23 protein-coding genes and 1 tRNA gene are annotated in these 25,606 nt (G+C 57.5%); 12 read left to right on the top strand and 12 right to left on the bottom strand.

Going from position 1 to position 25,606, the window contains the following annotated elements; all coding sequences use genetic code 11:
• The first annotated feature begins 118 nt into the window (after positions 1–118).
• The 5 genes from imuA (at position 119) to DFR37_RS06875 (ending at position 6,639) form a co-directional block, all read left to right on the top strand.
• Positions 119–844: a translesion DNA synthesis-associated protein ImuA gene (gene imuA / locus DFR37_RS06850; protein ID WP_242341763.1), complete on the top strand. Its 726-nt coding sequence runs from the start codon at positions 119–121 to the stop codon at positions 842–844.
• A complete protein-coding gene (locus DFR37_RS06855; protein WP_113932501.1) occupies positions 774–2,318 on the top strand; it encodes a Y-family DNA polymerase in 1,545 nt (514 codons plus the stop codon). The genes imuA and DFR37_RS06855 overlap by 71 nt, the downstream gene beginning before the upstream one ends.
• A 23-nt stretch (positions 2,319–2,341) precedes the next feature.
• A complete protein-coding gene (locus tag DFR37_RS06860; RefSeq protein WP_113932502.1) occupies positions 2,342–5,533 on the top strand; it encodes an error-prone DNA polymerase in 3,192 nt (1,063 codons plus the stop codon).
• A 231-nt stretch (positions 5,534–5,764) separates the two neighbouring features.
• Entirely contained in the window at positions 5,765–6,223 is a 459-nt protein-coding gene (locus DFR37_RS06870) for a GatB/YqeY domain-containing protein (protein WP_218951429.1), read from the top strand.
• The gene (locus tag DFR37_RS06875) at positions 6,220–6,639 is read left to right on the top strand and encodes a PaaI family thioesterase (RefSeq protein ID WP_276330268.1); all 420 of its coding nucleotides are present in this window, start codon (positions 6,220–6,222) and stop codon (positions 6,637–6,639) included. The genes DFR37_RS06870 and DFR37_RS06875 overlap by 4 nt, the downstream gene beginning before the upstream one ends.
• Before the next feature lie 66 nt (positions 6,640–6,705).
• On the opposite strand, the gene DFR37_RS06880 is transcribed toward DFR37_RS06875, so the two are convergent.
• Both DFR37_RS06880 and DFR37_RS06885 read right to left on the bottom strand, forming a co-directional pair.
• Positions 6,706–7,107: a BPTD_2524 family lipoprotein gene (locus DFR37_RS06880; protein ID WP_113932503.1), complete on the bottom strand. Its 402-nt coding sequence runs from the start codon at positions 7,105–7,107 to the stop codon at positions 6,706–6,708.
• A gap of 27 nt (positions 7,108–7,134) precedes the next feature.
• A complete protein-coding gene (locus DFR37_RS06885; protein WP_113932504.1) occupies positions 7,135–8,214 on the bottom strand; it encodes an alkene reductase in 1,080 nt (359 codons plus the stop codon).
• Positions 8,215–8,474: 260 nt separating this feature from the next.
• Here DFR37_RS06885 and DFR37_RS06890 point away from each other — a divergent pair, with 260 nt between their 5' ends.
• The 3 genes from DFR37_RS06890 (at position 8,475) to DFR37_RS06900 (ending at position 10,755) form a co-directional block, all read left to right on the top strand.
• Positions 8,475–9,128 carry a potassium channel family protein gene (locus DFR37_RS06890; protein ID WP_113932505.1) on the top strand — a complete coding sequence of 218 codons (654 nt, stop codon included), beginning with the start codon at positions 8,475–8,477 and terminating at the stop codon, positions 9,126–9,128.
• Positions 9,129–9,133: 5 nt separating this feature from the next.
• On the top strand, positions 9,134–10,501 hold the full coding sequence (locus tag DFR37_RS06895; RefSeq protein WP_113932506.1) for a TrkH family potassium uptake protein: 1,368 nt from the start codon (positions 9,134–9,136) through the stop codon (positions 10,499–10,501).
• Positions 10,502–10,678: 177 nt separating this feature from the next.
• Positions 10,679–10,755 (top strand) — tRNA-Pro (locus DFR37_RS06900).
• A gap of 89 nt (positions 10,756–10,844) precedes the next feature.
• Here the strand turns inward: DFR37_RS06900 and DFR37_RS06905 are convergent.
• A complete protein-coding gene (locus tag DFR37_RS06905; protein ID WP_113932507.1) occupies positions 10,845–12,635 on the bottom strand; it encodes a GGDEF domain-containing protein in 1,791 nt (596 codons plus the stop codon).
• Between the two features lie 453 nt (positions 12,636–13,088).
• Between DFR37_RS06905 and pgaA the strand changes: the two genes are divergently transcribed.
• Genes pgaA through pgaC form a run of 3 tightly spaced genes read left to right on the top strand, consistent with a single transcriptional unit; the run spans position 13,089 to position 18,922 of the window.
• A complete protein-coding gene (gene pgaA / locus DFR37_RS06910) occupies positions 13,089–15,533 on the top strand; it encodes a poly-beta-1,6 N-acetyl-D-glucosamine export porin PgaA (protein ID WP_242341762.1) in 2,445 nt (814 codons plus the stop codon).
• A 9-nt stretch (positions 15,534–15,542) separates the two neighbouring features.
• On the top strand, positions 15,543–17,594 hold the full coding sequence (gene pgaB / locus DFR37_RS06915) for a poly-beta-1,6-N-acetyl-D-glucosamine N-deacetylase PgaB (protein ID WP_113932508.1): 2,052 nt from the start codon (positions 15,543–15,545) through the stop codon (positions 17,592–17,594).
• Positions 17,591–18,922, top strand: coding sequence for a poly-beta-1,6-N-acetyl-D-glucosamine synthase (gene pgaC, locus DFR37_RS06920; protein ID WP_113932509.1), 1,332 nt, complete (start codon positions 17,591–17,593; stop codon positions 18,920–18,922). The genes pgaB and pgaC overlap by 4 nt, the downstream gene beginning before the upstream one ends.
• A 439-nt stretch (positions 18,923–19,361) precedes the next feature.
• Here the strand turns inward: pgaC and csgH are convergent, their stop codons facing one another.
• The 7 genes from csgH to pgaD form a co-directional block, all read right to left on the bottom strand.
• Positions 19,362–19,679 (bottom strand): curli-like amyloid fiber formation chaperone CsgH, encoded by a 318-nt coding sequence (gene csgH / locus DFR37_RS06925; RefSeq protein WP_113932510.1) that lies wholly within the window; start codon positions 19,677–19,679, stop codon positions 19,362–19,364.
• Positions 19,680–19,767: 88 nt separating this feature from the next.
• Positions 19,768–20,526 (bottom strand): hypothetical protein, encoded by a 759-nt coding sequence (locus DFR37_RS06930; RefSeq protein ID WP_113932511.1) that lies wholly within the window; start codon positions 20,524–20,526, stop codon positions 19,768–19,770.
• A 103-nt stretch (positions 20,527–20,629) separates the two neighbouring features.
• Positions 20,630–21,178: a hypothetical protein gene (locus DFR37_RS06935; protein WP_113932512.1), complete on the bottom strand. Its 549-nt coding sequence runs from the start codon at positions 21,176–21,178 to the stop codon at positions 20,630–20,632.
• A 39-nt stretch (positions 21,179–21,217) separates the two neighbouring features.
• A complete protein-coding gene (locus DFR37_RS06940; protein WP_113932513.1) occupies positions 21,218–22,168 on the bottom strand; it encodes a CsgG/HfaB family protein in 951 nt (316 codons plus the stop codon).
• Positions 22,165–22,551 carry a curli assembly protein CsgF gene (locus tag DFR37_RS06945; protein ID WP_113932514.1) on the bottom strand — a complete coding sequence of 129 codons (387 nt, stop codon included), beginning with the start codon at positions 22,549–22,551 and terminating at the stop codon, positions 22,165–22,167. Before DFR37_RS06945 ends, DFR37_RS06940 begins: the two co-directional genes overlap by 4 nt.
• The gene (locus DFR37_RS06950) at positions 22,552–23,001 is read right to left on the bottom strand and encodes a curli production assembly/transport protein CsgE (protein ID WP_113932515.1); all 450 of its coding nucleotides are present in this window, start codon (positions 22,999–23,001) and stop codon (positions 22,552–22,554) included. It lies immediately after the preceding gene.
• Between the two features lie 329 nt (positions 23,002–23,330).
• Positions 23,331–23,801: a poly-beta-1,6-N-acetyl-D-glucosamine biosynthesis protein PgaD gene (pgaD, locus tag DFR37_RS06955; protein WP_170139846.1), complete on the bottom strand. Its 471-nt coding sequence runs from the start codon at positions 23,799–23,801 to the stop codon at positions 23,331–23,333.
• Between pgaD and DFR37_RS06960 the strand changes: the two genes are divergently transcribed.
• Complete coding sequence (locus DFR37_RS06960; protein WP_170139847.1) at positions 23,791–24,546, top strand: response regulator transcription factor; 756 nt, start codon at positions 23,791–23,793, stop codon at positions 24,544–24,546. The genes pgaD and DFR37_RS06960 overlap by 11 nt on opposite strands.
• Positions 24,547–24,583: 37 nt before the next feature.
• Here DFR37_RS06960 and sufT read toward each other — a convergent pair whose 3' ends face one another.
• Both sufT and sufU read right to left on the bottom strand, forming a co-directional pair.
• Positions 24,584–25,144 (bottom strand): putative Fe-S cluster assembly protein SufT, encoded by a 561-nt coding sequence (sufT, locus tag DFR37_RS06965; RefSeq protein WP_113932517.1) that lies wholly within the window; start codon positions 25,142–25,144, stop codon positions 24,584–24,586.
• 13 nt (positions 25,145–25,157) lie between these two features.
• Positions 25,158–25,604, bottom strand: a complete 447-nt coding sequence (gene sufU / locus DFR37_RS06970) for a Fe-S cluster assembly sulfur transfer protein SufU (RefSeq protein ID WP_180148058.1) — start codon at positions 25,602–25,604, stop codon at positions 25,158–25,160.
• Between the last annotated feature and the right edge of the window lie 2 nt (positions 25,605–25,606).

Below are 25,606 nucleotides of genomic sequence, written 5' to 3' on the forward strand. Positions count from 1 at the left end.
CCGAATGTAATCCAGCTTGTTCCACACGCCAAGAATACTGTATATTAATACAGTATAAATACAGGCTTGAATTCTTGTGGAATATCTGTATTGCTTTTCTTCTTTGCCGGCGCATGCCATGAAACCCCTGCCTTCCATACTGCAGCATCCAGAACATATCCACCCCTCTCTTTGGCGCGGATCGCAACTGGCGCAAGCCGCCTGCTCCACCATCTCCACAGGTTTCGATCAACTCGATCGCGAGCTTCCCGGGTTGGGCTGGCCTTTGGGCGCACTAACCGAACTGGCGCTAAGCCGTTCCGGCATCGGCGAAATCCATCTGCTGGGGCCCGCCTTTTCCCGCCTGCCCCCTGAACGCCGCATTGCTCTTGTGCAACCGCCTTATGTGCCTTATGCGCAGTGCTGGCACAACTGGCAGCTTGATGCGCGCCGGTTGCTCTGGGTGCGGTCCGGCAGCAATGGCGATGCCTTATGGGCCTGCGAGCAAATCCTGAAACACAACACTTGTGCCGCCTTGCTTTGCTGGCTCTCGAATGTCCACTCCGCCAGCCTGCGCCGGCTGCACCTGGCGGCGCGGCAAAGCGAAACCATGCTCATACTGCTACGCCCGCAAATCGCCTTGCAGCAAAGCAGCATAGCGCCTTTGCGCTTAAGCCTGGTGCCCTGCCGGCAAGGGCTGGAAATATCCATAGTCAAACGCCAGGGTCCAAGCTGCGGCCAACCGGTTTTCATCGCGCTTTACCCTGCCGCATCTTCTCCCAGGAATTCGTCCCATGTCTCTTTGGATCGGGCTTTGCCTGCCTTGCCACAGCCTGGACACGCTTTTTCCCCTGTGGCCCACTAAAACTCCTTTGGCTGCCGTGCTCGAACAAGACCGCATCCATGCCTTGACGCCCGCCGCCCAGACCCAAGGCCTGCGCCTGGGCATGCGCCGCGCCACCGCCGCAAGCCTGCTTCCCGAAGCGGCCTTGCTGAATCGCAACCCGCAGGCAGAACAACAAAGCCTGCAACGCCTTGCCCTTGACCTGCTTCAATACACGCCCAATATCGTGCTTGGCGAAGCCGGCGTTTTCTCCGGCCTGTTGCTGGAGGTAAGCGCCAGCCTGATGCTATTCAAAGGAATACGCGCCTTATGCCGGGATATCCGGGCGACGCTGCAGCGGCATCAAGCGCTTTGCTACCGCCTCAGCACAGCGCCCACGGCCCAGGGTGCAAAACTCTTGGCCAGCCAAAGCCAAACGGTTTTACGCCGCGCTGTAAAACTAAAAACCTTGCACCGCATGCTCGATCCTTTGCCGATCAACCTGCTGGTTTCCCAGAAAAATTTTTTGAACTGGTTCAAAGGCCTTGGCTGCCGTACCTTGGCGCACTTGCAACAGCTGCCCCGCAACGGCGTGCGCCAACGCAGCGACCCGGCCATTATCCAGGGCCTGGACACCGCCTATGGACGCAGCCCTGAATCTTTTGCCTGGTTTCAGCCACCTGAACTTTTCTCGCTGCGCCACGACCTGCTGGAAAATCTGGAGCACACTCATGCCGTCCAGTTTGTGGCCAAGCATCTTATCGAACAGCTCTGCACATGGCTGCATGCCCGGCAGTGTGCAGCCGACACCCTGGTTTTTTTACTGCACCACGAAAAAGGCCGCCATGCCCTGCCGCCAAGCCGCCTGCTCTTATTGCTATCCCAACCCGGCTGGCAGCCCGAAGACTTCATGCGCGTACTGGCCGAGCAACTGCGCCAATTCACATTGCGCGCCCAGGTCATCGCGCTGGAGCTTTCCATTCCCGCCGTTCAGTCGCGGCCTGAGCCCAGCCTAAGCTTGTTCCCCGAGCCGGCCCAGTGGCAGACCGACGAGCTGCGCTTGCTTGACCTGTTGCGTGCACGCCTGGGCGGCGAAAACCTGCTCCAACCCCAGCCCTTTGCCGACCACCGCCCCGAACGGGCCAATATATGGGCTCCCATGGCCCCGACATCCGGAAAAAAAACAGCCACGCTTGCCCGCACCCCAAACGAGACTAGCGCTTGGGCCTGTCGTCAAAGCGCTGAATTTCTCAGACTAGACCCGCATGCCCGGCCATTTTGGTTGCTGGCCCAGCCTTGCGCGCTGGATACCAGCAACGACCGCCCCGTTTACCGGAACGCCGTCTTGCGTCTTATTCGGGGACCTGAACGAATAGAAAGCGGCTGGTGGGACGGCACCGGCAATGAACAGCGCGATTACTTTATTGCCCAAGACCCTCAATTCGCGCGTTATTGGATTTACCGTCAGCGCGCATCGCTCGAGGCCCGCTGGTTTTTGCATGGCCTGTTCGGCTAAAACGCTTTCAAGCCGCCTACGCCATGTCCACGCCACCCCAAGCCAGCATCCTCGACGGCTACGCCGAACTTGACTGCCTCTCGAATTTCTCGTTTTTAAAAGGCGCATCCCAGCCCGAAGAGCTGGTGCACCGGGCCGCCGAACTGGGCTACGCCGCCTTGGCATTAAGCGACGACTGCTCTTTGGCTGGCGTTGTCCGGGCACACGTGGCCGTCAAGCAAATCAATAAAGAACACTACCCCGATTTCAAGCTGATTATCGGCAGCCGATTTTTTTTGCAGGCTCCGCAAATGCCGCCCCTGCAGATTATTGCGCTGGCCAGCAACGTTGACGGCTATGGGAATCTGTCTGAATTCATTACGCTGGTCCGCATGCGCAGCCCCCAGAAAGGCCAGTACACGCTCGAACCCGATCAACTCTACAACCCGGGTTCGGGCTACCAGCATTTATGCGGCCTGCCCAATTGCCAAGTCATTCTTGTCCCGGAGTACGGCATAGGCTCCGGCATGCTGCGGCGGCAAATCGGTCTTGTACAACCGGCGTTTCCCGGCCGCCTGTGGCTAGGTCTGGGCCTGCAGCACCGCCACAATGACGCCCAGCACCTGGCTACCATACAACAAGCCGGACAAACCCACGGCCTGCCCATCACCGCAATCGGCCAGGCTGAAATGCATAGCCGTTCGCGCCAGCCCATGCACGATACCCTGACCGCCATCCGTCTCCATGAAACCATCGGCCAGTGCGGCTATGCGCTAAAAAGCAATGCCGAACATCACTTGCGCAGCCGCTCGCGCCTGATGCGCCTATATCCCCGGCAAACCTTGCTGGAAACGCTGCGCATCGCCAGCCTGTGCACATTCAATCTCGACGAAATCCGCTATCTCTATCCCACCGAAGCGGGGCCGGGCGGCATGACGCCCCGCGCCTATCTGCACCAGGAAACCCTGCGTGGCGCAAGGCAGCGTTATCCCGCAGGCATTCCTGAAAATGTCCTGAAGCAGGTCGAGTCCGAGCTGGACATCATTACAGGCCTGCGCTACGAGTCGTATTTCCTCACTGTCTACGACCTCGTGATGTTCGCACGCGAGCGCGGCATTCTATGCCAGGGCCGCGGCTCGGCCGCCAATTCCGCTGTTTGCTACTGCCTGGGCATTACCGAGGTCAACCCTGAAAACGGCAACACCCTGTTTGCCCGTTTCATCAGCACCGACAGGAACGAGCCGCCCGACATCGACGTCGACTTCGAACATCAGCGGCGCGAAGAAGTCATTCAATATGTCTACAACAAATATGGGCGCCAACGCGCCGCCCTGACGGCCGTGGTCACGACCTACCGCACCCGTAGCGCAGTACGCGATACCGGCAAGGCGCTAGGAATAGGCCTTGACCTGGTCGACCGTATCGCACGCTCGTTCGAATACTGGGACGGCCAGCAGTCCTTGCTTGAAAAGATGGCCGAACAAGGCCTGGAACCCAATTCGCATACAGTACAGGCCTGGGCTGCTCTGGCTCAAACCCTGAAGGGCTTTCCCCGTCACCTGTCTCAGCATCCCGGAGGATTCGTCGTTTCCAGCGGCAAGTTAACCCGCCTGGTTCCCATCGAAAACGCCGCCATGCCCGATCGCAGCGTCGTCCAATGGGACAAAGACGACCTGGACGCCATGGGCCTGCTGAAAGTCGACGTGCTTGCCCTGGGCATGCTTTCCGCCCTGCGCCGCACCCTGGAACTGGCCGGCCAGCGCCGGGGGCATCCCTTCACCATGCAGAACGTTCCCGACAACGACGAGGAGACTTTCGACATGATCTGCCAGGCCGACACCGTCGGCGTCTTTCAGATTGAGTCGCGTGCGCAAATGAGCATGCTGCCCCGCTTGAAGCCTCGATCCTTTTACGATCTGGTCATTCAAATCGCCATAGTCCGGCCCGGCCCTATTCATGGCGACATGGTCCACCCTTATCTGCGTCGCCGCCAAGGGGTCGATACCGCCATACCTGCGTCCCCGAAACTCGAACATATTCTCAATCGTACGCTGGGCATACCCATTTTCCAGGAGCAGGTCATGCAAATTGCCATGGTTGCCGCAGACTTCAGCCCCGGCGAAGCCGACGAGCTCCGGCGCTCCATGGCGGCCTGGAAACGTAAAGGCACCATCGACAAATTGCGGCCCAAACTGATTGCCGGCATGAAGAAAAACGGCTATCCCTCCGATTTTATCGAGGCTATTTACAGGCAATTGGAAGGCTTCGGAGAGTACGGTTTTCCCGAAAGCCATTCGGCCAGCTTTGCCAAACTGGCCTACCTTAGCGCCTGGCTCAAGCGCCACGAGCCCGAAGCTTTTCTTGCGGCGTTGCTCAACTCACAGCCCATGGGCTTTTATTCGGCCAGCCAATTGGTTCAGGACGCGCGGCGCCACAACGTCCGGGTTCTGCCTGTCGACGTGGTCCACAGTACTTGGGAAAGTCAGTTCGCGGCCCCTCAAGAGGAGAATGGAGATGCAAGGGCGCGCCCCGCTGTGCGCCTGGGCCTGCACATGGTGGCCGGCCTCTCGCAAGAAGCGGGGCTGCGCATTGAAGCCGCACGCAGCGCCAGTCCATTCGCAAGCACCCAGGATCTGGCGCGACGGGCGCAGCTAAGCCGGCACGATATGGATGCGCTGGCCAGCGCCGATGCTTTGTTGATATTAAGCGGCCATCGCCGCATAGCGCGCTGGGAAGCGGCCAATATGCCGCTCAAAGGTTTGCTGCGCGCGGCCGACATTCCTGAAACCGCTGCGCCGACGCTGGCGCCACCGCCCGAGCAAGAGCATATTACAAACGACTACCGGGCACTGGGGCTGTCCTTGCGGCGCCATCCTGTGGCGTTGCTGCGCCCTGCCCTGGAAGCACGCCGGTTTGTGCCCGCCGCCGTCCTGCAAGAAGACTACCCCGACAACCGCCTGGCCAGGGCCTGCGGCATCGTAACCATGCGCCAGCGCCCGCAAACGGCCAAGGGCATAGTGTTTGTCAGCCTGGAAGACGAAACCGGGCCGGTCAATGTCATCGTCCGCCCCGAGCTGGTCGAACGCCAACGGCTAGAACTGGTGCAAAGCCAACTGCTGGGCGTCTACGGTGTCTGGCAGCGGAAAAGTGGAATATGCCATTTGTTGGCCAGCCGCCTGGTCGATTTAAGTTCCTTGCTGGGCGAGTTGTCCACCCGAAGCCGGGATTTCCACTAAAAAAAGGTATGGTGCCCCGGCGGCAAAAGGATGCCCCCACGCTACGCCGCTCTCGCGGCTTGCTGCCCCCCGAGGGGGCGCTTTTGCCTTGGGGCGGCCCGGCGGCAAAAGGGTGCCCCCACGCTTCACCGCTCTCGCGGTTCGCTACCCCCAAAGGGACGCTGCGCTAAAATACGGCATCTTTTCATCCATGACGCGTCTGCCGCGCCAGCTACTTATCAGGAGCTCATCATGAGCAACTTGCTCAAGCCCCGTCTTGCCGACGCCGTTAAAACCGCCATGCGCGCCAAGGACAGCGCCCGCTTGGGCACGCTGCGTTTTCTGCAGGCCGCCGTCAAGCAAAAAGAGGTGGACGAGCGCCGTGAGCTGGACGATGCCGAGGTTACCTCCATCATTGAAAAACAAGTGAAGCAACGCCGGGAATCCATCGCCGCGTTCGAGCAGGCAGGCCGCACCGAAACCGCCCAACACGAAAAAGACGAACTCCTGGTGCTGCAAGAGTTCCTGCCCCAGCAGGCCGACCCTGCCGAAATCGATGCCGCCATCCAGGCCGCGGTGGCCGAAGTCACCGCACAAGGCGTCACCGGCGCACCCGCCATGGGCAAAGTCATGGCCTTGCTTAAAACATCTTTAGCCGGGCGCGCCGACATGTCGGCCATCTCGGCCCAAGTCAAGGCGCGCCTCAATTGAAGCCCACGGACAATAACGCCGGCTACTTTGGCGTGGACATTCCCTTCATGGCCTACATCGGCCTCGTGCCCGAAGCGTTCTCACCCGAACTGACCCGCACACGCTTGCCTTACCGTCAGGAAATCAGCAACAGCCGGGGCGAAATCCACGGGGGAACGCTGATGGGGGCTTTGGACTTCACGCTTAGCGCAGCGGCCCGCGCCAACGATCCTTCAACAGGCATGGCCACCATCGACATGACCACCCACTTCATTGCCCCCGCACGCGGCACGGTGGTTTTCGAGGCCAAATGCCTGCGCATGGGAAGATCTTTGGCGTTTTGCGAAGGCCGCGCCCTGGACGAAGACGGCCAATTGCTGGCCACGGCAAGCGCTACATTCAAGATCATGCGGCCCCGGGCCCATGGCGCCAGCTAGAGCCGGTTAGCGCCATACCGGTCCTGGCGTTTATTTCAGGCCGGCATTTCCTTGCCGGTTTTCTGTTTATTTATAAGCAAAACAGACCGATGTATCCATCAGGACCGATTCGCGCATGGCATGCAAAGCATTGACATCCCACGGTCGGTGCCCTGAAACAGTGTGCGTGACCTGAGTATGCCGGTCGTCGACCGCCTTTAACACCGTGCGCGCCATGACGGCTCCGGTAATGTCCTCTTTCACAAGCACTTCGCCGGCCTGCGTGGCGGGGTCCACGTTCGCAACGACAGCAAAACCGCCATTGCCGCGCAAGCATTCGGCTGCCTGATTCTGGACGCGCAAATAAACCGTTTGATAACTATTGGTTGCAGTGTAAGAAACGCTGGGGGAATCGTCGCCGGGATGTATGCCTACCGCGCAGCCGCCCAGGGCCAGGGCAAATCCACAGCTTGCAATCAAACTCTTCATCGCTCTGCCTCGCGTAAGGAACGCCAGCTAACCAGCCGCCACTTCAGGGCTGCATGCTGCCAGCGCAGGATAGTCTGTGTAGCCTTTGGCGCCGTCTCCGTAAAAAGTGCTTGAGTCGCATTCGTTCAAGGCAGCCCCGGCACGTAAACGCGCAACAAGATCCGGATTGGCAATAAACGCCTTGCCGAATGCCACGGCATCAGCATGGCCTAGGCTTAATATACGCTCTGCGCAGGCCAGATCATAGCCTTCGTTGGCAATAACGGGGCCGCCAAACGACTTTCTGATTCCGCTCATCAGGCTATCGTCCTTGGGCGATTCGCGCGTAAAGAGAAAAGCAATCTTGCGCTGCCCAAGCTGGCTGGCCACATAATTGAACAAAAGCGCAGGATTCGAGTCCGACATCGAATGAGAGTCGCCGCGCGGCGACAAGTGCACGCCGACGCGGTCAGCGCACCAGATCCCAATACAGGCGTCCACGACCTCGAGCAACAGGCGCGCCCGGTTTTCAACCGACCCGCCATACTGATCGCAGCGCTTGTTCGAACCGTCGTGCAGAAATTGGTCGATCAGATAGCCATTGGCTCCATGCACTTCAACGCCATCGAATCCGGCCTCTTTGGCATTGCGGGCGGCCTGGGCAAAGTCGGCCACAATAGCGGCGATTTCCTCAGTATGCAATGCACGCGGAGTGACATAATTGCGCTTGGGCCGCAGCAGGCTGACATGCCCGTCGCATGCAATGGCGCTGGGCGCCACCGGCATGCCTCCATTAAGGTATTCCGGGTCCGAAACACGGCCCACGTGCCACAGCTGCAAAAACATCTTGCCGCCCTTGGCATGCACCGTCTCGGTTATTTTTTTCCAGCCTTCGATCTGCGCCTTGCACCAAATACCGGGGGTATTGGGGTAGCCCACGCCTTGCGGAGTAATGGAAGTAGCTTCCGAAATAATGAGACCCGCCTGTGAACGCTGGCAATAATATTGCCGCATCAACTCGTTGGGAATACGGCCCGGATAGGCGCGCGTGCGAGTCAAGGGAGCCATCACAATGCGATTTTTCAACTGTACTGCGCCCAAAGTCACAGGCTCAAACAAATTCACCATATGGAATACAACTCTTGTATTAAGGTTAACCCTAGTATCTCTAAAGTTAACACATCTGCTCCAAATACACACTTAAGACCTATGAATCATTTACAAATCCGCGGCAATTGTGCACACATGCCCGCCTGGCCGCACGCGTCCAATCAGGGCGGCAAAGGCTGAAAACGCCCGCCGGCGAACGGACGGCCGCAGGCTTTGCGGCGTATTTTGCCCGGGCAATTCATGCTACAAAACAGCTTCAATAACCATAAGGAAGCCGGATGGGACAATTTGCCGTTATCGGGCTGGGGCGATTCGGCGCGGCCGCGTCGATAGAACTCATGAAGCTGGGGCATTCGGTGCTGGGCGTCGACACTGACTCGAAAGCAGTCAATCGCCATGTCGACGAACTGACACATGCCGTCATTGCCGATGTCACCGACAAGCAGGCTTTGGAAGAGCTTGGGCTGGACAACTACGACGTGGTGCTGGTCGCCATAGGCTCCGATCTTCAAGCCAGCCTGCTTTGCGTCGTTCACCTGAAGGGCCTGGGGGTGAAGAACATTTGGGTCAAGGCCACTTCCCATGCCCAGCACCTCATACTCAGCAAAATCGGAGTGGCGCGCATTGTCCATCCCGAAGAAGAGATGGGCATTCGGGTAGCCCAGTTGCTCAGCTACCCTATGGTCAACGATTACATTTCCATCGGCAATGGCGAATTCATCGTAGAGATAGACATCGGCGAACAGCTGAATGGCGCAAGCGTAGGCTCGTTCGTAGCCAGCAGCCCCAGTGCCCTCCATGTACTGCTGATCAAGCGCAAAGCCGAAGTCATTGTCCATCCCGACGACAGTTTCGTACTTAACGCCAAAGACATCATGGTGCTGCTGGGCCACTTAAATACCCTGAAAGCCATCGCGCCCAAACTGACCTGATCGATATGCGCAATTGGGACCCCTTCCATACCTATCTGCTTTACAAGCGCTTTCGCAAAACAGGCAAATTCAATGCCAGTCCTCCTTTGGTGCTAGCCATGGGCGTTCTTGTACTGATTGTGCTTGGGTCCGTTCTGCTATATCTGCCCATTGCCACCACCAGGCCCATCAGCTATTTTGCCGCCCTGTTCACTGCCACTTCCGCCGTTACCATCACCGGGCTGACCTTGGTCGACATAGGAACGACGTTTTCGCACTTCGGACAGTTCGTCATCGCCCTGCTGGTGCAGATAGGCGGTCTGGGCATCGTCACCTTCGCCGTGCTGGCCGCGCTGACGCTGGGTAAAAAAATCAGTTTGCAGCAACAGGCGCTGGCCTTGGAAGCCTTCAACCAAACCAGCGTGTCAAAAGTACGTAAAACCGCTTTTGCCGTTTTCAAAATCACGATAGTCATCGAGGCCGCCGGAGCCGCCATTCTTTTTCTGCGCTGGTGGCCAGAGTCCGACCTGCCCACGGCCCTCTTCCGCTCCGCGTTCCATACTGTCATGGCCTTCAATAATGCGGGCTTTTCACTTCAGGCAACGCAGTTGTCGTTGTATATCGGCGATCCCGTCACCATTCTGACCACCACGTTGCTCATTATCCTGGGCGGTATCGGGTTTTCCGTATTGAGCGAAGTCGGCGGCAAACGCCGCTGGTCCAGGTTCACCCCGTACACCAAGCTCATACTGCTTGGCACCCTGGTGCTGAATATCGTTGGCTTCGCGCTGATCTGGGCGCTGGAGTTTCGCAACGTCGGCACCCTGGGCACCCTGCCCATACAAGAGCAGGCCCTGTCGGCCTGGCTGCAAAGCGTGGCATCGCGCACGGCGGGGTTCAGCAGCATCGACGTAGGCCTGCTAAGCGACAGCAGCAAGCTGGTTTCCATTGTGCTCATGTTCATCGGCGGAGGCTCGCTCAGTACCGCCAGCGGCATAAAGATAGGCACGTTCATTGTCTTGCTGGCCGCCGCTTATTCCTATATTTTCCAGCGGCCCGAAGTCGTCCTGATGAAGCGCGCGGTTTCGCCCGACACCATACAGAAGTCGCTGGCCTTGCTGCTGGTAACCCTCGGCCTGGCTGTGGCCTCTGTTTTCCTGATCACTATTTTCGACCAGGAACCCTTTATCGACATCTTGTTCGAAACCATCTCGGCCCTCAGTACCACCGGCATGTCTTACGGCTTGAGCGCCAAGCTTTCTGTTCCCAGCCAGAGCTTGCTGATCATTCTTATGTTCGCCGGACGCCTGGGACCCCTGACCTTGGTGTACAGCCTGGCCACGCAAAGCCGTAGCCGTATTCGCTACGCTGAAACCGACATCCAGGTCGGCTAGTATCCAATCTGCTTAATTCTGCGCATTGAAGGCGCCAACCCGCCCTTGAAAATCTATGCTAGAATCTCGTTCTTTACCGGGCTTAGGGTTTAATAAAGCCGGCCAATCAGGTTAATCGATCTGGCCGTTCAACCCCTACACTCTTGGTTCGGTAAGCCGGGGAATTCCCTGGATATTCGGGGCGTAGCGCAGCCTGGTAGCGCACTTGCATGGGGTGCAAGGGGTCGCGAGTTCGAATCCCGCCGTCCCGACCAATAAAAGCCAAGGGCTTGCAGATTTATCTGCAAGCCCTTGTTCATTTGCGGCCTCTACTTCGTTATTACGTGCAGTTCAGCCGCGCGTGTCAACCCGAAAAAGAATGCATGGCCCGCGGGCGGCGCCGCTCGATAAACAAACTATTGCCCTTGGTTTTCTTTGCCTGGGTCTTCGCCAGGGCCGCGGCGGCGGCTATCTGGTAATGGGACTCGAACCGCAGCGGCTCTACTTCGATTACGCCCAAAGACAACGTGGGCAAAGAGTAGAACTGCTTCTTGCCGCTTCTGCTTTTGGCGACGTAGCCCGGGGCAGCCTCGTGGTTGGCGCCGAAATATTCGAGCATGGCGTTGGAAAACTCGCGCAGCATTTCCCGGCAGCGATGTTCCCAGTCTGCCGTTTGAAATACCAGCAAAAAGTCGTCGCCGCCGATATGCCCCACGAAATCGTGTTCGGCATCGGTAAAGCTGCTTAGGATGTCGCCGGTCATTTGTATGACATCGTCGCCGCGGTTGTAGCCAAAGACATCGTTGAAAGGCTTGAAATTATCCAGGTCGGCATAGCAAACGCGAAAGTGGCATTCGGACTGCAGCAAATAATCGATGTGCTGGTTGATAGGCACATTGCCGGGCAACTGCGTAAGCGGATTGGCGTAGCGTGCGGCGTCGATCTGCATGTCGGTGAGTTCGCGCAATAGGTCATGGCTGGTGCCTATACCCAGATAATGGCCATTTTCGGTAATGATGAAATCGCTGACCAGGCGGTGGCGGTCGGCTTCGACCAGAATATGGCTAAGCTGTTGCAGGCTGGTGTCCTTGTCGGCCACCAGCGGCTTGTCGTCCATGAACATCGAACAAGCCTTCTTGCCGTACAGTTCGCGCTGGTAAGGCCGCGCAAACCTGTCGATAAGCGCCGAACGCGTGATGACGCCCAAGGGCTTGCCGTGTTCGACCACCGGCAGCGTATGCAGCTCTGGATGCATGGCAAACAGATCGCATACATCGTTGTTGCTTAGTGCCGGCGCGATCACCGGCACAGAGCGCAGAAGCCTTTGCGCACGGCGCCCCTGGCGGACCGGATGCCTATTTTTATGACGCGGAGCCGATTGCGCGGGGCCGGTGGGTTGTCGGCTGGCTATGTGCAGCACCGCATCGGGATTGCTGCGCGGGTGCGCTATATAGAATCCTTGGCCGCATGCCACTCCGCATTCGCTTAGAAAGCGGAATTCATTTTCGGTTTCGATGCCTTCGGCGATTATCGTCGTGCCCGCCACGCCCGCAATGGCATTCAATGAACGCACAAATTGCTGCTTGACGATATTGCTGTCTACATCCCGAATGAAATGCATGTCGATCTTGACGTATTCGGGCAGCAATTCCGACCAGCGCCTCAGGCTGGAAAAGCCTTCGCCCAGATCGTCGATGGCGATCTGAAAGCTCAGGCCGCGATAACGCGAGACGATTTCGCGCAGCGCCTGATAGTCGCCGCCGCCATGCAGCTGTTCGGTCAGCTCGAATACGACTTTGTCCGAAGCTACGCCAATGCCGTCCAGAAAACTGAAAATATCATCCGGCTTATAGTGCGTGGTTTCCAGGGCGCCTGGGCTGACATTAAGAAAGAGCTTGCCCGGAAGATTCAATTGGGCGAAGCGCTTCAAGATAATAGAGCAGCATAGCCTTTCGACCTCGAGGGTAAGGCCGCTTTCGCCGGCGACCTTGAACAGCTCGAGCGGAGAATACAGCGGTCCGTCGGACGGGCCGCGGATAAGGCCTTCGTAGCCGCGGATATCGCCCTTGTCCAGCCCGACAATAGGCTGAAAGACAGCGTATAGCTGCCGTGCCGCAAGAATTTTCTTTAAATAAAAATCCCCAGAGTTGCTCATGCTGCGCAGACACCCTTCGTTAGTGGTTGTTACGGCCTTTACATGCTGCCCGACGACTACACCGCTGTTGTCTCCAGGCGGCCAAAGCGACGGCCCGATTTCAACAATCCGTAACTATACAAGAGGGTAGCGCCAAAGGCAGGAAATTTTTATCAGCAGATACGTACGGAACAGCACTCGGCCATTTAAACACTATGGTTTACAGCCTATGTCCTAGACCGGTCTGTTTACAACATATGAGGGCCGCAGCCTAAGTCGTTTGCCGCATGTCGCCTGCATACCCGGATGCTTAAGATACAAACGTATCAAATCTGTATCGAGACATAAGTCCCCGCCTCAATCCTGATCCTGGCATCGAAGATCGCCCTGCCCCTGTGCCAATGAATCCAACAGCGAAGGAGCAAAGACGATGAGCCCAACACCTTTAGTGCGTCGCACTGCAAAAGAACCGGCATGAACGACATGACACGCGCCCTTTGCCTGCCCTTGATGCTGCTCTTGAGCGCGGCGCCCGCGCTTGCGTTGGCCGCTTCGGATTACGACATGCTGATTCAGCGAGCCCGCAATGGCGACTACCAGCCGGCCCTGGAAATGCTGCAGCAGCGCGAACAACAAGGCCAGGCAGACATGCGCAGCCGCTATGACCACATGCTGATCGCGTCGTGGGCGGGTTTGTCCAATGAAGTCCTGCGGTTGTATCAACAGTCAGGGCAGGCTCACGAAAAACTGCCGGCATCCGTTCTGTTGGCGGTAGCCCGCGCATATCGGGATACCAAAGACTGGGATCAGGCCCTGGCTCTATACCGCACTGGCCAGAAGCGCTACCCGAAGGAGCAGGCCTTTGCACTGGACGAGGCAATGACCCTGGCCGATGCCGGCCAGACCGATCAGGCGCTGAACCGGCTGCAAGCTATCGTCAGCGCCAACCCCAGCAGCGCTGACGCTCATTTGGCCTTGAGCTATGCCTTCCGCGTCAAGCGGGAACCCTACGCGGCCCTGCAGCACGCCGACCGGGCGCGCATACTGGCACCCAATAAGACAGCCGTCATCCGCGGCTATATCCTGGCCCTTCAACAAGCGCGCTTGGCTCTTGCCGCATTGCGCACGGCTCAGGCCCACCCACAAGCGGTCAATGCGGCAGAAATGCGCGAACTGGAAGGTGATTACGCCGCCGAATTGAGCAATCTGGCTTCCATGCCGACGCGCACACGGCAAGAGCGATACGACATCGCCGACAAAGCCCTTGAGCGCTACCAGAACGAGCTCGAGCAATGGCAGTCCTCCGATGCGCAAAGGTCCGTTCTGCGTGCCCGGATAGACCGCATGCAAGCGCTTGAAGCACGTGCACGCATGCAAGAGACCGTGAATGAATACGAACGGCTGATCGCCGAAGGGATTACGCCGCCCGACTACATATTGAACGAGGTGGCCGCCGCTTATCTTTATCTGCGCCAACCCGACAAGTCGCGCGACTTGTTCCAGAAGGCGCTGGATAGTGAAATCGCCCAGCCGGGAGAAATTGAAAAAGCAGACGATCAAACCAGCCTGTTTTATTCAATGATAGAAAGCGGGCATTTCAATGAGGCCGACAAGCTGATAACCGATGCCCAGGCGGGCCAGGCCACATGGATTTACATCAAGGGCGTTCCGCAAAGACGCCCCAACGATGCACACCTGATCCTGGCGCAGACGGCGGCCGTCGGAAAGCAATACACCCGTGATCTGGCCGACGCCGACCAAAGCCTTTCACCCATGCTGGCACTCGCCCCGCGCGATGTAAGCCTGCGCGTCGCGCTGGCACAAATCCACAGGGACAGAACCTGGCCGCGCCAGGCCGAAAAGGAATTGAAGATGGCCGAAACCCTGGAACCGCAGAATCATAACTTGATCATCGAGCAAGGTATGACGGCGTTGACTCTGCAGGACTGGAGGCAAGCGGAAGTGTTGAAAGACACGGCCCTGGCAAGATATCCCGAATCCGGATCAAGCAAGCAGTTGGCGCGGGAATGGGAAGTACACCAGAAATCGGAATTGCGCGTCGCTGCTTACCTGGACAGCGCATCCAACAGTCCGGTTTCTGGCAACGGCGACTTTGGCGTCGACACCGTTTTATACACGCCTCCTATCGATTACAACTGGCGGGGATTCGCCGGAGTCGGCTACGCCCATGGCGACTTTGAAGAAGGCCGCGGCATCTACCGGTGGATGCGCGGCGGCGCCGAATGGCGCGGACGCGACCTTACTGCGGAAGCGGAGGTCTCGGCCAACAACTATGGATTCGGCACCAAGACCGGTGCGCGCCTATCGGCCGCCTACGACCTGAGCGACCAGTGGCAGATAGGAGCCTCGGCGGCATTTCGCTCCCGCGAAACCCCGCTGCGTGCGTTGGCCAACAATGTCTACAGCAACAAACTGTCGATCTTCGCGCACTGGCAGGCCAACGAAGGGCGCGAATGGGCTTTCTCGGTATCGCCCAGCCGATTCAGCGACGGCAACAACCGGCTAGAAATGCAAATCAATGGCCGCGAACGCGTCTACAGTTCGCCGCGCGTTGCCGTCGACCTGCATCTGGACCTCAGTGCATCGCGCAATACTTTGGAGGATGCGCCCTACTTCAATCCCCGCTCCGACATCACCGCCGTGCCGTCCGTAAGCCTTACCCATACGCTCTACCGCCATTACGACACCGCACTGGAACAAACCTTCACGCTGGGCGCAGGCGCTTACACGCAACAAGGTTACGGCACGGGCGCAATCGGGCTGCTCGGATACGGCTTGCGCTACCGCTTCAATAAAGTCGTGGATGTGGGCCTCTCGGTCACTGGCGTCAGCCGGCCTTATGACGGCGTGCGAGAGCGCGACCTGAACGTCATGGCCAACCTCAACTTCCGCTTTTAGGAAACGGCGATGCTCGAATCCCTCTCCCGCATGCGTGCCTTGTTGCTTGGCTTGTATACCTTGTTGCTGCTGGGCGGATGCGCCGCCAATTCAGTGCCATTCGTTCCGCCCGACCAGCGCCCCTTCGCCGCGAATGAACAGCCCTGGCCCCAGGGCAGCTTTGCCGTACTAGCCTACCATGATATTGAAGACCGGGATCCCGACCAGACCTATGTAGCCGTGCGCGCCGACAATTTGCAAAGGCAGTTTGCCTGGCTGCGCGAGAACAACTACCAGCCTGTTTCCATAAGCCAGATATTGGCCGCGCGCGATGGCGGCCCTGCGCTGCCGCCCAAAGCCATCCTGCTTTCATTCGACGACGGCTACAGCAGTTTCTACACCCGGGTCTTTCCCATGCTGAAGGCCTACAACTGGCCTGCCTTGCTGGCGCCCGTCGGTACATGGGTCGATACACCCGCCGACAAACCCGTCGACTTTGCCGGTGTATCGACACCCCGAGGGCGCTTTCTTAATGTGGCTCAACTGCGCGAACTGTCCAAGTCGCCGCTTATAGAGATAGGCGCCCATACCTACAACCTCCACTACGGCGTGCTGGCCAACCCCCAGGGCAATCTGCAGCCGGCCGCGGCAACCTATATCTATGATCCCAAGAGTGGCAAACATGAAAGCCGCGCGGCATTCGAACGCCGCATTACCGCAGACGTGGAGCGCGTCAACCGCCGTTTCAAGGAAATCACGGGCAAAACGCCGCGGGTCTGGGTTTGGCCATATGGCGCGGCCAATGGGCAGACCTTGCAGATACTTAAGAAGCACGGCTATCAAATGGCGCTTACCCTGGAGGAAGGGAGGCTGGGCAATGTGAACAGCCTGATGAATGTACCGCGCCTGCTCGTATCCGAGGATCCGCGGCTGTCGGAATTCGCGAACGCCGTGATTTCTGTCGAGAACCGCAATCCCATACGGGTTGCGCATGTCGACCTGGACTATGTTTACGATCCCGATCCGGTACAAATGGATCGCAACGTGGGCGAGTTGGTTCAGCGCATTGCCGACCTGAACATCAATACCGTGTTCCTGCAAGCTTTTGCCGATCCGGACGGCGACGGACTGGTCAAGTCGGTTTACTTTCCGAACCGGCACCTACCCATGCGTGCCGATCTCTTCAACCGGGTGGCCTGGCAATTGATGACGCGCGCCTCCAGTACCGCTTCGGTTCAGGTATTTGCCTGGATGCCTGTACTGAGTTTTGATCTTGCGCCCTCTATCGCCCGGGTCGAGCGCTGGGATCCCAAGACAGGCGCTGTCGGCATTGACCCGAAGCAGTATCGGCGGCTCTCTCCGTTCGACCCCGAAGCACGCAAGCAGATCACGGAGATCTACGAAGACCTTGCCAGAAGCAGCAGCTTCGGCGGCATCTTGTATCACGACGATGCCTTGCTCTCGGACTTCGAGGATGCCAGCCCTCCAGCCCTGGCCGCATACCGGCAGGCCGGCCTGCCGGATACTCCGGCAGCCTTGAACGCCGACCCGGCCATTGCCCAGCGCTGGATGCGTTTTAAAAGCCGATACCTCATCGACTTCACCAAGACGCTGACACAACACGTTCGTAATATTCGCGGGCCGCAAATCCAGACCGCGCGCAATATCTATGCGCCGCCCATACTCGAACCGCAAAGCGAAGCCTGGTTCGCACAGAACCTGGACGACTTCCTAAGCACTTACGACTGGACGGTCCCCATGGCCATGCCGCTGATGGAAGGGGTCCCGCGCAATCGCGCCGATGCATGGCTGGACAAACTGGTCGATGCCGTGGCTGCCCGGCCAGGCGCGCTGGACAAGACCGTCTTCGAAGTCCAGGCGCGCGACTGGAACCGCCAGGCCGATACGGCCGACGCCGACGCCGGCGCCATCGACTCAAAGCTGATTGCCCACTGGATGAATCGCCTGCTGTTACGCGGAGCAACCAGCTTTGGGTACTACCCCGACGACTTTGTCAAAAATCAACCTCGCGTCGATATTATCCGGCCCGCCATTTCAACCTCCTGGTATCCATTCAAATGATCGATAGACTAATCGCCTTTGTCGTCCTTTGCCTTGTACTGGGAGCACCTGTCGGCTTGCTGGCTACTCTGACAAGCGACGTACTGTTGAACTTCGTCTTTTTCTATCCCTTGTTCATGTCCGGCATATGGATCGCGGGCGGGCTGTATTTCTGGTTCGTCTGGGAGCGGCACTGGCCGTGGCGGCCGGGACTGCCTACGCCATGGCTCAAGGGTTCGCCTTTGGTCAGCATTATTATTCCTTGCCACAACGAAGAAGCGCATGCCGAAGAAACCATACTGGCAGCGCTGCAGCAGGACTATCCTCATGTCGAAGTCGTCGCCGTCAACGATGGCTCCACCGACGGCACGGGGGATCTGTTCGACAGGCTCACCGCGGAACACCCGCGCCTGCGCGTCATACACCTGGCCCGCAACCAGGGTAAAGCCATGGCGCTGCGCATGGGAGCTCTGGCTTCGCGCAGCGACTATCTGGTTTGCATCGACGGCGACGCCATGCTGGAACCCAGCGCCGTAAGCTATCTGGTGGCCCCCCTGGTCAACCACCCGCGCGTTGGCGCGGTAACGGGAAACCCGCGCATACGCACGCGCTCGACACTGATAGGCCGCATACAGGTGGGCGAGTTCTCATCCATTATCGGCCTGACCAAACGCGCCCAACGCGTATACGGCCAGATATACAGCGTCTCCGGAGTAGTGACGGCATTTCGGCGCGAAGCGCTCGAAGAGGTCGACTACTGGAGCGTGGACATGATCACCGAGGACATCGATATCACGTGGAAACTGCAGCGCAAGCATTGGACGATCTTCTTCGAGCCGCGCGCCTTGTGCGGCGTGCTGATGCCCGAAACCTTAAGGGGATTGTGGCATCAGCGCCAACGCTGGGCCCAAGGCGGCGCCGAGGTCCTGCGCAAGAACCTTGATTGCCTGGGCAACTGGGAACAGCGCCGCATGTGGCTTCTGGTGCTGGAGTATGTCTTGTCGACAGTCTGGGCCTTTGGCGTTGCTCTGACGGTATTGCTTTGGCTGCTTGGCATGATTGTTCCGCTGCCGCCCAGCATACATATCCCCTCGCTGCTTATTCCGTCTTTCACGGGGATGGTGCTTGCGCTGATGTGCCTATTGCAATTCAGTGTAAGCGTTCTTATCGATCGCAGGTACGAGCCGGGCCTGTCGAACTCGTTGTACTGGATCGTCTGGTATCCATTCGTCTACTGGCTCATTAGCTTATGTACAACCTTGACAAGTTTCCCCAAAGTAATGCTTAGGGCTCGGCGCCGTCGCGCCAGATGGATCAGCCCGGACCGAGGCATAAAGGAGTCGCCATGATTAAAATTGTTCGTACACCATATACCCGTACCACCCATTTGTCCTCAGAGTTTCAGGCACAATAAAGAACCAATCGGCAGTAAATTGCATTTGCCGCTAGCTGGCCTTTCAGGGGTGCCATGCAACGCAAAGTAGGGCAGTTTTTTGCTTACTTTACGTCGAAAATCTGTTTGTGAGCGTTTCTAGTTAGTTGGTACTTGTAGGCTGCTCGTATTGACATCAAGGCGGCAGGATGTATGCCGGCCAATTTACCCAAATAGGCAAATAATGTGGTTTGCTGCACATTACTGCCGCTGGGTGTTCGATAATATCAGTACAAACCGGTGTCGTGTAGATCTTTTAACCCATAGATACATAATATCAATGGCTTAGTTACATTGGCCTTAAATGGCTTTGAAATTTTAATCGTTGACATCTGGAAAACCCTAATTTCAGCCCATCAGGCCGGCACCGGGCACTCGAAAGAGTAAGTTTTTTTCAGCACTTGCCCATCCGATATTACGATTTCTATGTGACAACTATCTTGCGACTGCCTTGTTATTGACATGCGCACCAACGGAGTCGCTACGTTGGCCTGGGCGGTAACCGTGCCCGCCTGCCTCATTTCGGTTCGTCCCTGCTTGCCGCTTTTTACTGTATGAAGGCTGTATTGCAAAGTCCTGCTTTCAGGGGTTTGCACATAGGGAATAATCACGTTCGGGTGGGTATTGGACCCGGTCTCGAGCCATACCTGCAGATTCAAATCGGCTGCCATCATGATTGTCTCCTTGTGTACGCGCCTTGCGGTTCGCGGCAGGCCCCGTACGAGGCCTTCCGCGAACTGGCCCTGGCTCGGGCTTTAGGTATTACCAGCCTACCTGGGTAATGTTGCTGACGTTCATGGCGCCAAGCTGGACTGAAGTACCTTTCAGCGAGGAGCCCGTCTGGGTAATGGTAGAGGTATTGTTGAAGCCGCCTTGGTAGATGTCGGCGGATTGGCCTATGCCATACTTCTGGGTCGTCGTCGCTACGTTAAGAGCGCCTTCCTGGACGATCTTGGAATCCGCCCCCCAGTTCCCCATCTGAGTGGCATTGGCCGTGTTCCTATAGCCAATTTGATAGACATCGGCCTTTTGGTCGACACCGAACGATTGATTCGTATTGGCTACGTTCATGACGCCTTCCTGGACGACCTTCGAGTCGGCCCCGGTATTCCAAGACTGCTTCACGCTGGCGGTATTATTGAATCCGGCCTGATAGACATCAGCTTTCTGATTATTGCCATTTTCCTGGCTAGTGCTGGCCACGTTCAGAAGACCTTTCTGTTCGACCTTGGAAGTGGCATGGTTCGTGTCTTTTTGGCTGGCGTTAGCCGTATTGTTGAAGCCTTTCTGGCCAACGTCGATGCTGGAGTGCTGGGTATGCTGTTGTGAAGCCGAAGCTACATTCAAAGCGCCCTCCTGTCCTATATAGGCGGTAGCATCCGAGTTGTATGACTGCGAAATAGCCGCGTCGTTGTTGAAACCGTTCTGGTAGGTTTCGCCCGTCGAGCCCGCAGCAAATGCTGTTGGTCCGGCAAAAGCCAGGGCAAGTCCGGATGCCAATGCGCAAAGAGTGATTTTCATGGTGAAACTCCTTTGGAGTAGACAAGACCAGGGTTTAATACGCCACCCGGCGGCCTTGGTACCGGGTTTTGTCAAAAAATCGATGTCACGAGTGCTGTTTCGTTTACTTGAAGACTTTCAGCTGCAGATGATTGCCAATCTGGTAGATGGGCGCCATCACGCCCGGAGTGGTTTGCATGACGCTTAACTGATTGAGGTTGCCAATCTGGTTCAGCGTGGCGCTGGCATTGTCCGTGTACTGACTTACGCCTGCCTGGTTGCCCATGCCATACTGATTGGCTATTGCGGTATCGTTGCTGCCGTATTGCGCAACCTGGACTCCATTGCCGATGCCGTACTGGGCCGCCACGGCCAGGTTGTTGAAGCCCACCTGATTAATGCTGACGCTGTTGTCGCGGCCGGTCTGGCTTACCGACGCATTCTCGAAAGCTCCTTTCTGACTGACCTGGCTGGTGTTCAACTCTCCCTTTTGAACCACCATGGCTTTAAGAGAGGTTTGGCCCAGCTCGGCGACGGGAAGCTCGGACATTGAAGCCAAGTCCGGGTTCTGGCTGTAGGCGGCCAGGGGAACGGCCAGCAGCAGGGCGAAGGCGCCCATCGCCAGCCCGCGACGCTCTTTGCCGCGGGTTTGGGTTGTTTTGAATTGAGACATGGCTGACTCCTGGTAATGTGGTGTGGATCGACTTCACATTTACAACGTGGATTGAGTGTCGGCCACAGCTGGGGTAGAGGCTCCAGAGGTGGGGTTGTCGTGGCGAGGCGTTACCGTCACCGCATAATCGTTTTCAGTTTTCAGATACCGCTGGATGGCCGGCGAATTCCAGTCGGCGGAGTTCCTCAACTGCCACAGATTGTTTTTGATGCCCTGCACGGTCAGGTGCATGACGGCGGCATCTATTGCTTCTTTGACTGCCAGCTGCGCGGGCTCGTTATGGGTGTAGCCGCCTTCGATCTCGAGCAGGTCGTAGTAATTGACGAAGCGGAAATAGCTGGGGTGAATCTCATAGGAGTAGATGGTCTTGGTGGTCGAGACACTGTCCAGAACCGCGCCTGTCATGACGTCGACCGCGCGCAGATTGATGGTGACTTGATCCACGCTGTACTTGGTCGACAGCCCGATACCAAGGAATTGCGCACCCAGCCCGCCGGTGCGGGTATTGCTGTCATATGCGATGACTCCGCCTTCAAGAATGATGGAGGCCGGCAGCAGGTTGGGAACTGATGTCGTGCCTTTGCCCTGGGGCTGCTCGTCAACCGCACGCAGCACGCGGCGCTCTGTCAAAAGCGACTGCAAGCCTTCGCGTTCCACCGGGGTGTACCAGCCGGAATCTTTCAGCGCTTTCATCAGCATCGAGGCAGCGCCTTGGGTGACCGCTGTCGAGAATGAGCTGTCCGGCGCGGGCTTGTATTGCCCCGTTTCGTCCCGGAAGCCATAGACGGCCGCTACGATTTTTTTCTGCGGCGGCGGCAACCTCATTAAGGCTATGGTCGAGGGTGTCGCGGGGGTCAATTGCGCCTCGTCGGAGACATTCGAGGGCTTTTGCAAGGCGCAAGCCGACAAGGTCAAAGACGCCAGCCCAGCTACGAACAGGCGTCGAGCCCGAAGATAGGAGGGCAGGGCAAGTAGTTTGGCGCCTTTCATTTCAGGCTCCCGGAAGACTCCAGGCCCGCGCCTGTGGTGCTATTGAAATCGATCAGGCGCAATGTCCCAGTATCGATGCCGTAGGAGTAATAGCTGTCTCCCTTTTTGAATATAAGGGTATTGTCGGTTTGAGCGACGATGCCCAACGAGTTCATGAAGTCCAGATCGTCGGTGGGCAGCGGATAGCTTTTGCCGGACTGGGCCTTTTGGAGGAGATATGAGCCATTCAGCGGATTTCCGCCGAAGGACGGGTTCACGGGCGTATAGACCAGCTGTCCCGCCGCCGCGGGGCCTGCGGCAAGCCACGGCAGTGCGGCGAGGGCCGCCGCCAAAGCCCGCAGTCCCGTTCTATGAACGCCGTATTTGCTTTTTTGGGTATTCATTTACATCTCCTCGGGACCCAAGTCGGCGTCCTGAAATAATTTGCGACGAAGGTCGATTTCCGCTACATTTTTGCGAACGATCTCTATGGCTTGCTTGCTTTCGTCCCTGGCCCGCGACCGCGCTGGCGACAGGAAGGTGTGATAGACATTCTGGTTTTCATAACTGATCCAAATTTCACTGCCGAATTTGGCCGTAGGTCTTTCAGTAATGGCGAGCGTGTCTTTTGATGCGGGATATAGCGCTTGCCAGATACTCGAAAAGCTTGTGTAAAAATTCCAGCCCACGACAGTAATGGTCCGGTTGATGATCAGTCCACGTAGAGGCTCATTACTGATGCGACCTGAATCGAGACCGTTACCTTGCTGGCGAGGTTCCTGTGCTCGCACATCGGCAGACTGCCCCGCCAATGCAAGCATGATCAAGCTGGATACAAGGCCGGATCGGAACACTTTTTATCCTCCAGTACGTAAGCCGTATGAGTCTTTGTCGTTGCTAGGACTTAGCGCTTGAGATAATGTTACTTATCTTGAGAGTGCTTACATATAGGACAGAAGCTGTAAGTCAATATCTCGAGATGTGGCCGGCGACTAAGACAAATGCACTAGGAAATAGTGGGGAGCTGCGCCCAGTTTCATAGGACGGAAATTTCTTCGCTTAATATCCAGATGTGAATAAATATTGCCGGCGACATTTTTCAAGTTGTTGCCGTGTTGCATTCTGTTGGAAATAAAAACGGCCGCAGTACACGGCCGTTCGATCCTGAAGGTGGCGGTGCCTGTCAGGCAATGTGCGCAGCATCGAAGTAGTCGGCATTGCTTACTGGCGGTATGCGCGACTTGTCGGTTATCACGGCCGCTATCTCGCCGTCGTCCCGGTGATGGATGACCGTGACCTGGCTGTCCTGGACCTCATGTACCTGCGTGTCGGTGATGGCGAACTTCGCCGCGGTAATTTCATTATTGGGCACACCGCGGCTGACGGCGCGATGCAATTCGGGGAAAATCCGCTTTCGGTACGTACCCCATACGGTAAAAAGCATGGCATTGAAAACCGCAATGGTCAGGTAGATGAGCAGTGTCTGCAAGGTGGGCGCCATGCTTTGCGCCGAGGACTCGCTTGGGTTGAAGGCGCCGGCCAGTGATATGGAAAACAAACCGTGAACGATCAAGTACAAGAATCCTGTCCAGCCGACGGCTGTCATGCATGCGTCGATGACGCCGGTGCTAGGGGAACGAAGTATGACAACCATTATCGTCGTCGAGCCGCATGCCATTTTAAGAATGGGCATTGTTCAGCTGCTCTCCAGTGTAGAGCCTGATATTAATCTTGAAGGGTTCGATTATTCAAGTCTAACGCAGCCCCATGCCGAACAACGCCAAAGCGACCTGGTTTTACTGTCGGTATGCGTTGCCGAAGACGTCGACGACCTAATTGACGCCACACAGCGCAGGTACGATCCGCGCTCCATAATATTGCTGTCGGAAAACAATAACGTTCAGGCGCGGATACGGCCATTGCCCAAGCTGGTGGCCGGCCACGTCCTGAAAAACGCCGCACCCGAGGTCCTGCAAGCATCTACCCGCCTGGTTCTGGCCGGCGGCACCTGTTTTCCGCCATCGCCTTCCTGGACCGCCAGCGAAGCCGAGCGCAACCTGGTCCAATACGAAGAAGCCAAATGGGCTTTGGCTGAAAGCGCCCCCAGGCCGCTCAAGAAAGCTTGCGAAGAATCCGCAATGCTGGGCCTTACACCGCGCCAATACGAAGTCCTGGTCCTGCTGGCACGCGGCTATCCCATGAAAATGGTGGGGCGGCATCTGAACATATCGGTCGCCACGGCCAAGGCCCACACTGAAACCTTGTATCAGCGCCTGAACGTCCATAATCGCAATGCGGCGGTATATGCGGCCATTTCGCGCGGAGCCAAGCTGGGTTGGGCATCGATAGGCGGCAACCCGGACTTAAACCAGAACGACGAAGACAAGTCAGCAGCGTAAATAAAAACCGAATCCGCGCCGCGCCCTGTGGCTGCGGCTACATCATGCCCATTTCAAGGCGCGCCAGTTCGCTCATCATCTCGCGCCCCCAGGGCGGATCCCAGACCAGATTGACATTGACATCGCTGACGCCGTGTATGGACAGCAGCTTGACCCTGGCTTCGTCGGCAATCATGGTTCCCATGCCGCAGCCGGGGGCGGTCAAGGTCATGTCCACATCGATGCGGTAGTCGTCCGGCCCCAGCGTCTCTACCTCGCAGCGGTACACCAGCCCCAGATTGACGATGTCGACGGGAATTTCGGGGTCGAAGCACGTTGCCAGCAGACTCCAGGCCATGTCGCGAACGGATTCCGCGCTAAGCGGGCCCTCTGGCATGACCGGCGTATTCACGGCTTCGGTGGGCTCGAACCCCAGGGCATCGGCGTCCACGCCTTCAACCCGGTATAAGTTGCCATCCACATAAACCGTGTAGCTGCCGCCCAGCTTTTGCGTTATCTGGGCCATGCAGCCCTTTTCTATGGTGACCGGCGCCCCATAAGGAACGCTGACTGCAGGACAGTCTCGGCTAACCTCGATTTGCTCTCTTTCGTGATGCATGGTTTGCTTCCTTCTATTCCGTGTGGGCGGTATCGCGCATGCCGGCCAATGCATTGTGCAAAGTGTGCCAGGCCAGCGTGGCGCACTTTACCCGGGCGGGAAATTCGCGTACGCCGGACAGCACCTCCAGCTTGCCGAAATCGCGGCCTTCAGGGTGCGCCTGCGTCAACATGGCGTGCATGTCCTGAAACAATGACTCGACCTCGGCCAGCGGCTTGCCCTTGACCGCTTCCGTCATGAGCGAGGCCGACGCCGTTGAAATGGCACAACCGTGCCCGACAAAACTGGCCTCTTCGACTATGCCGTTGTGCACCTTCAGATATACGGTAAGTTGATCGCCGCACAAGGGGTTGTAGCCGTCGGCCGCGTGGCTGGCGTCTTCCATCGCATGGAAATTGCGAGGATGCCGGTTGTGATCGAAGATGACTTCCTGGTAAAGCTCGCGTAAATCTTGCTGCATAT

Source organism: Eoetvoesiella caeni (assembly GCF_003315175.1).
Lineage (GTDB): Bacteria > Pseudomonadota > Gammaproteobacteria > Burkholderiales > Burkholderiaceae_B > Eoetvoesia > Eoetvoesia caeni.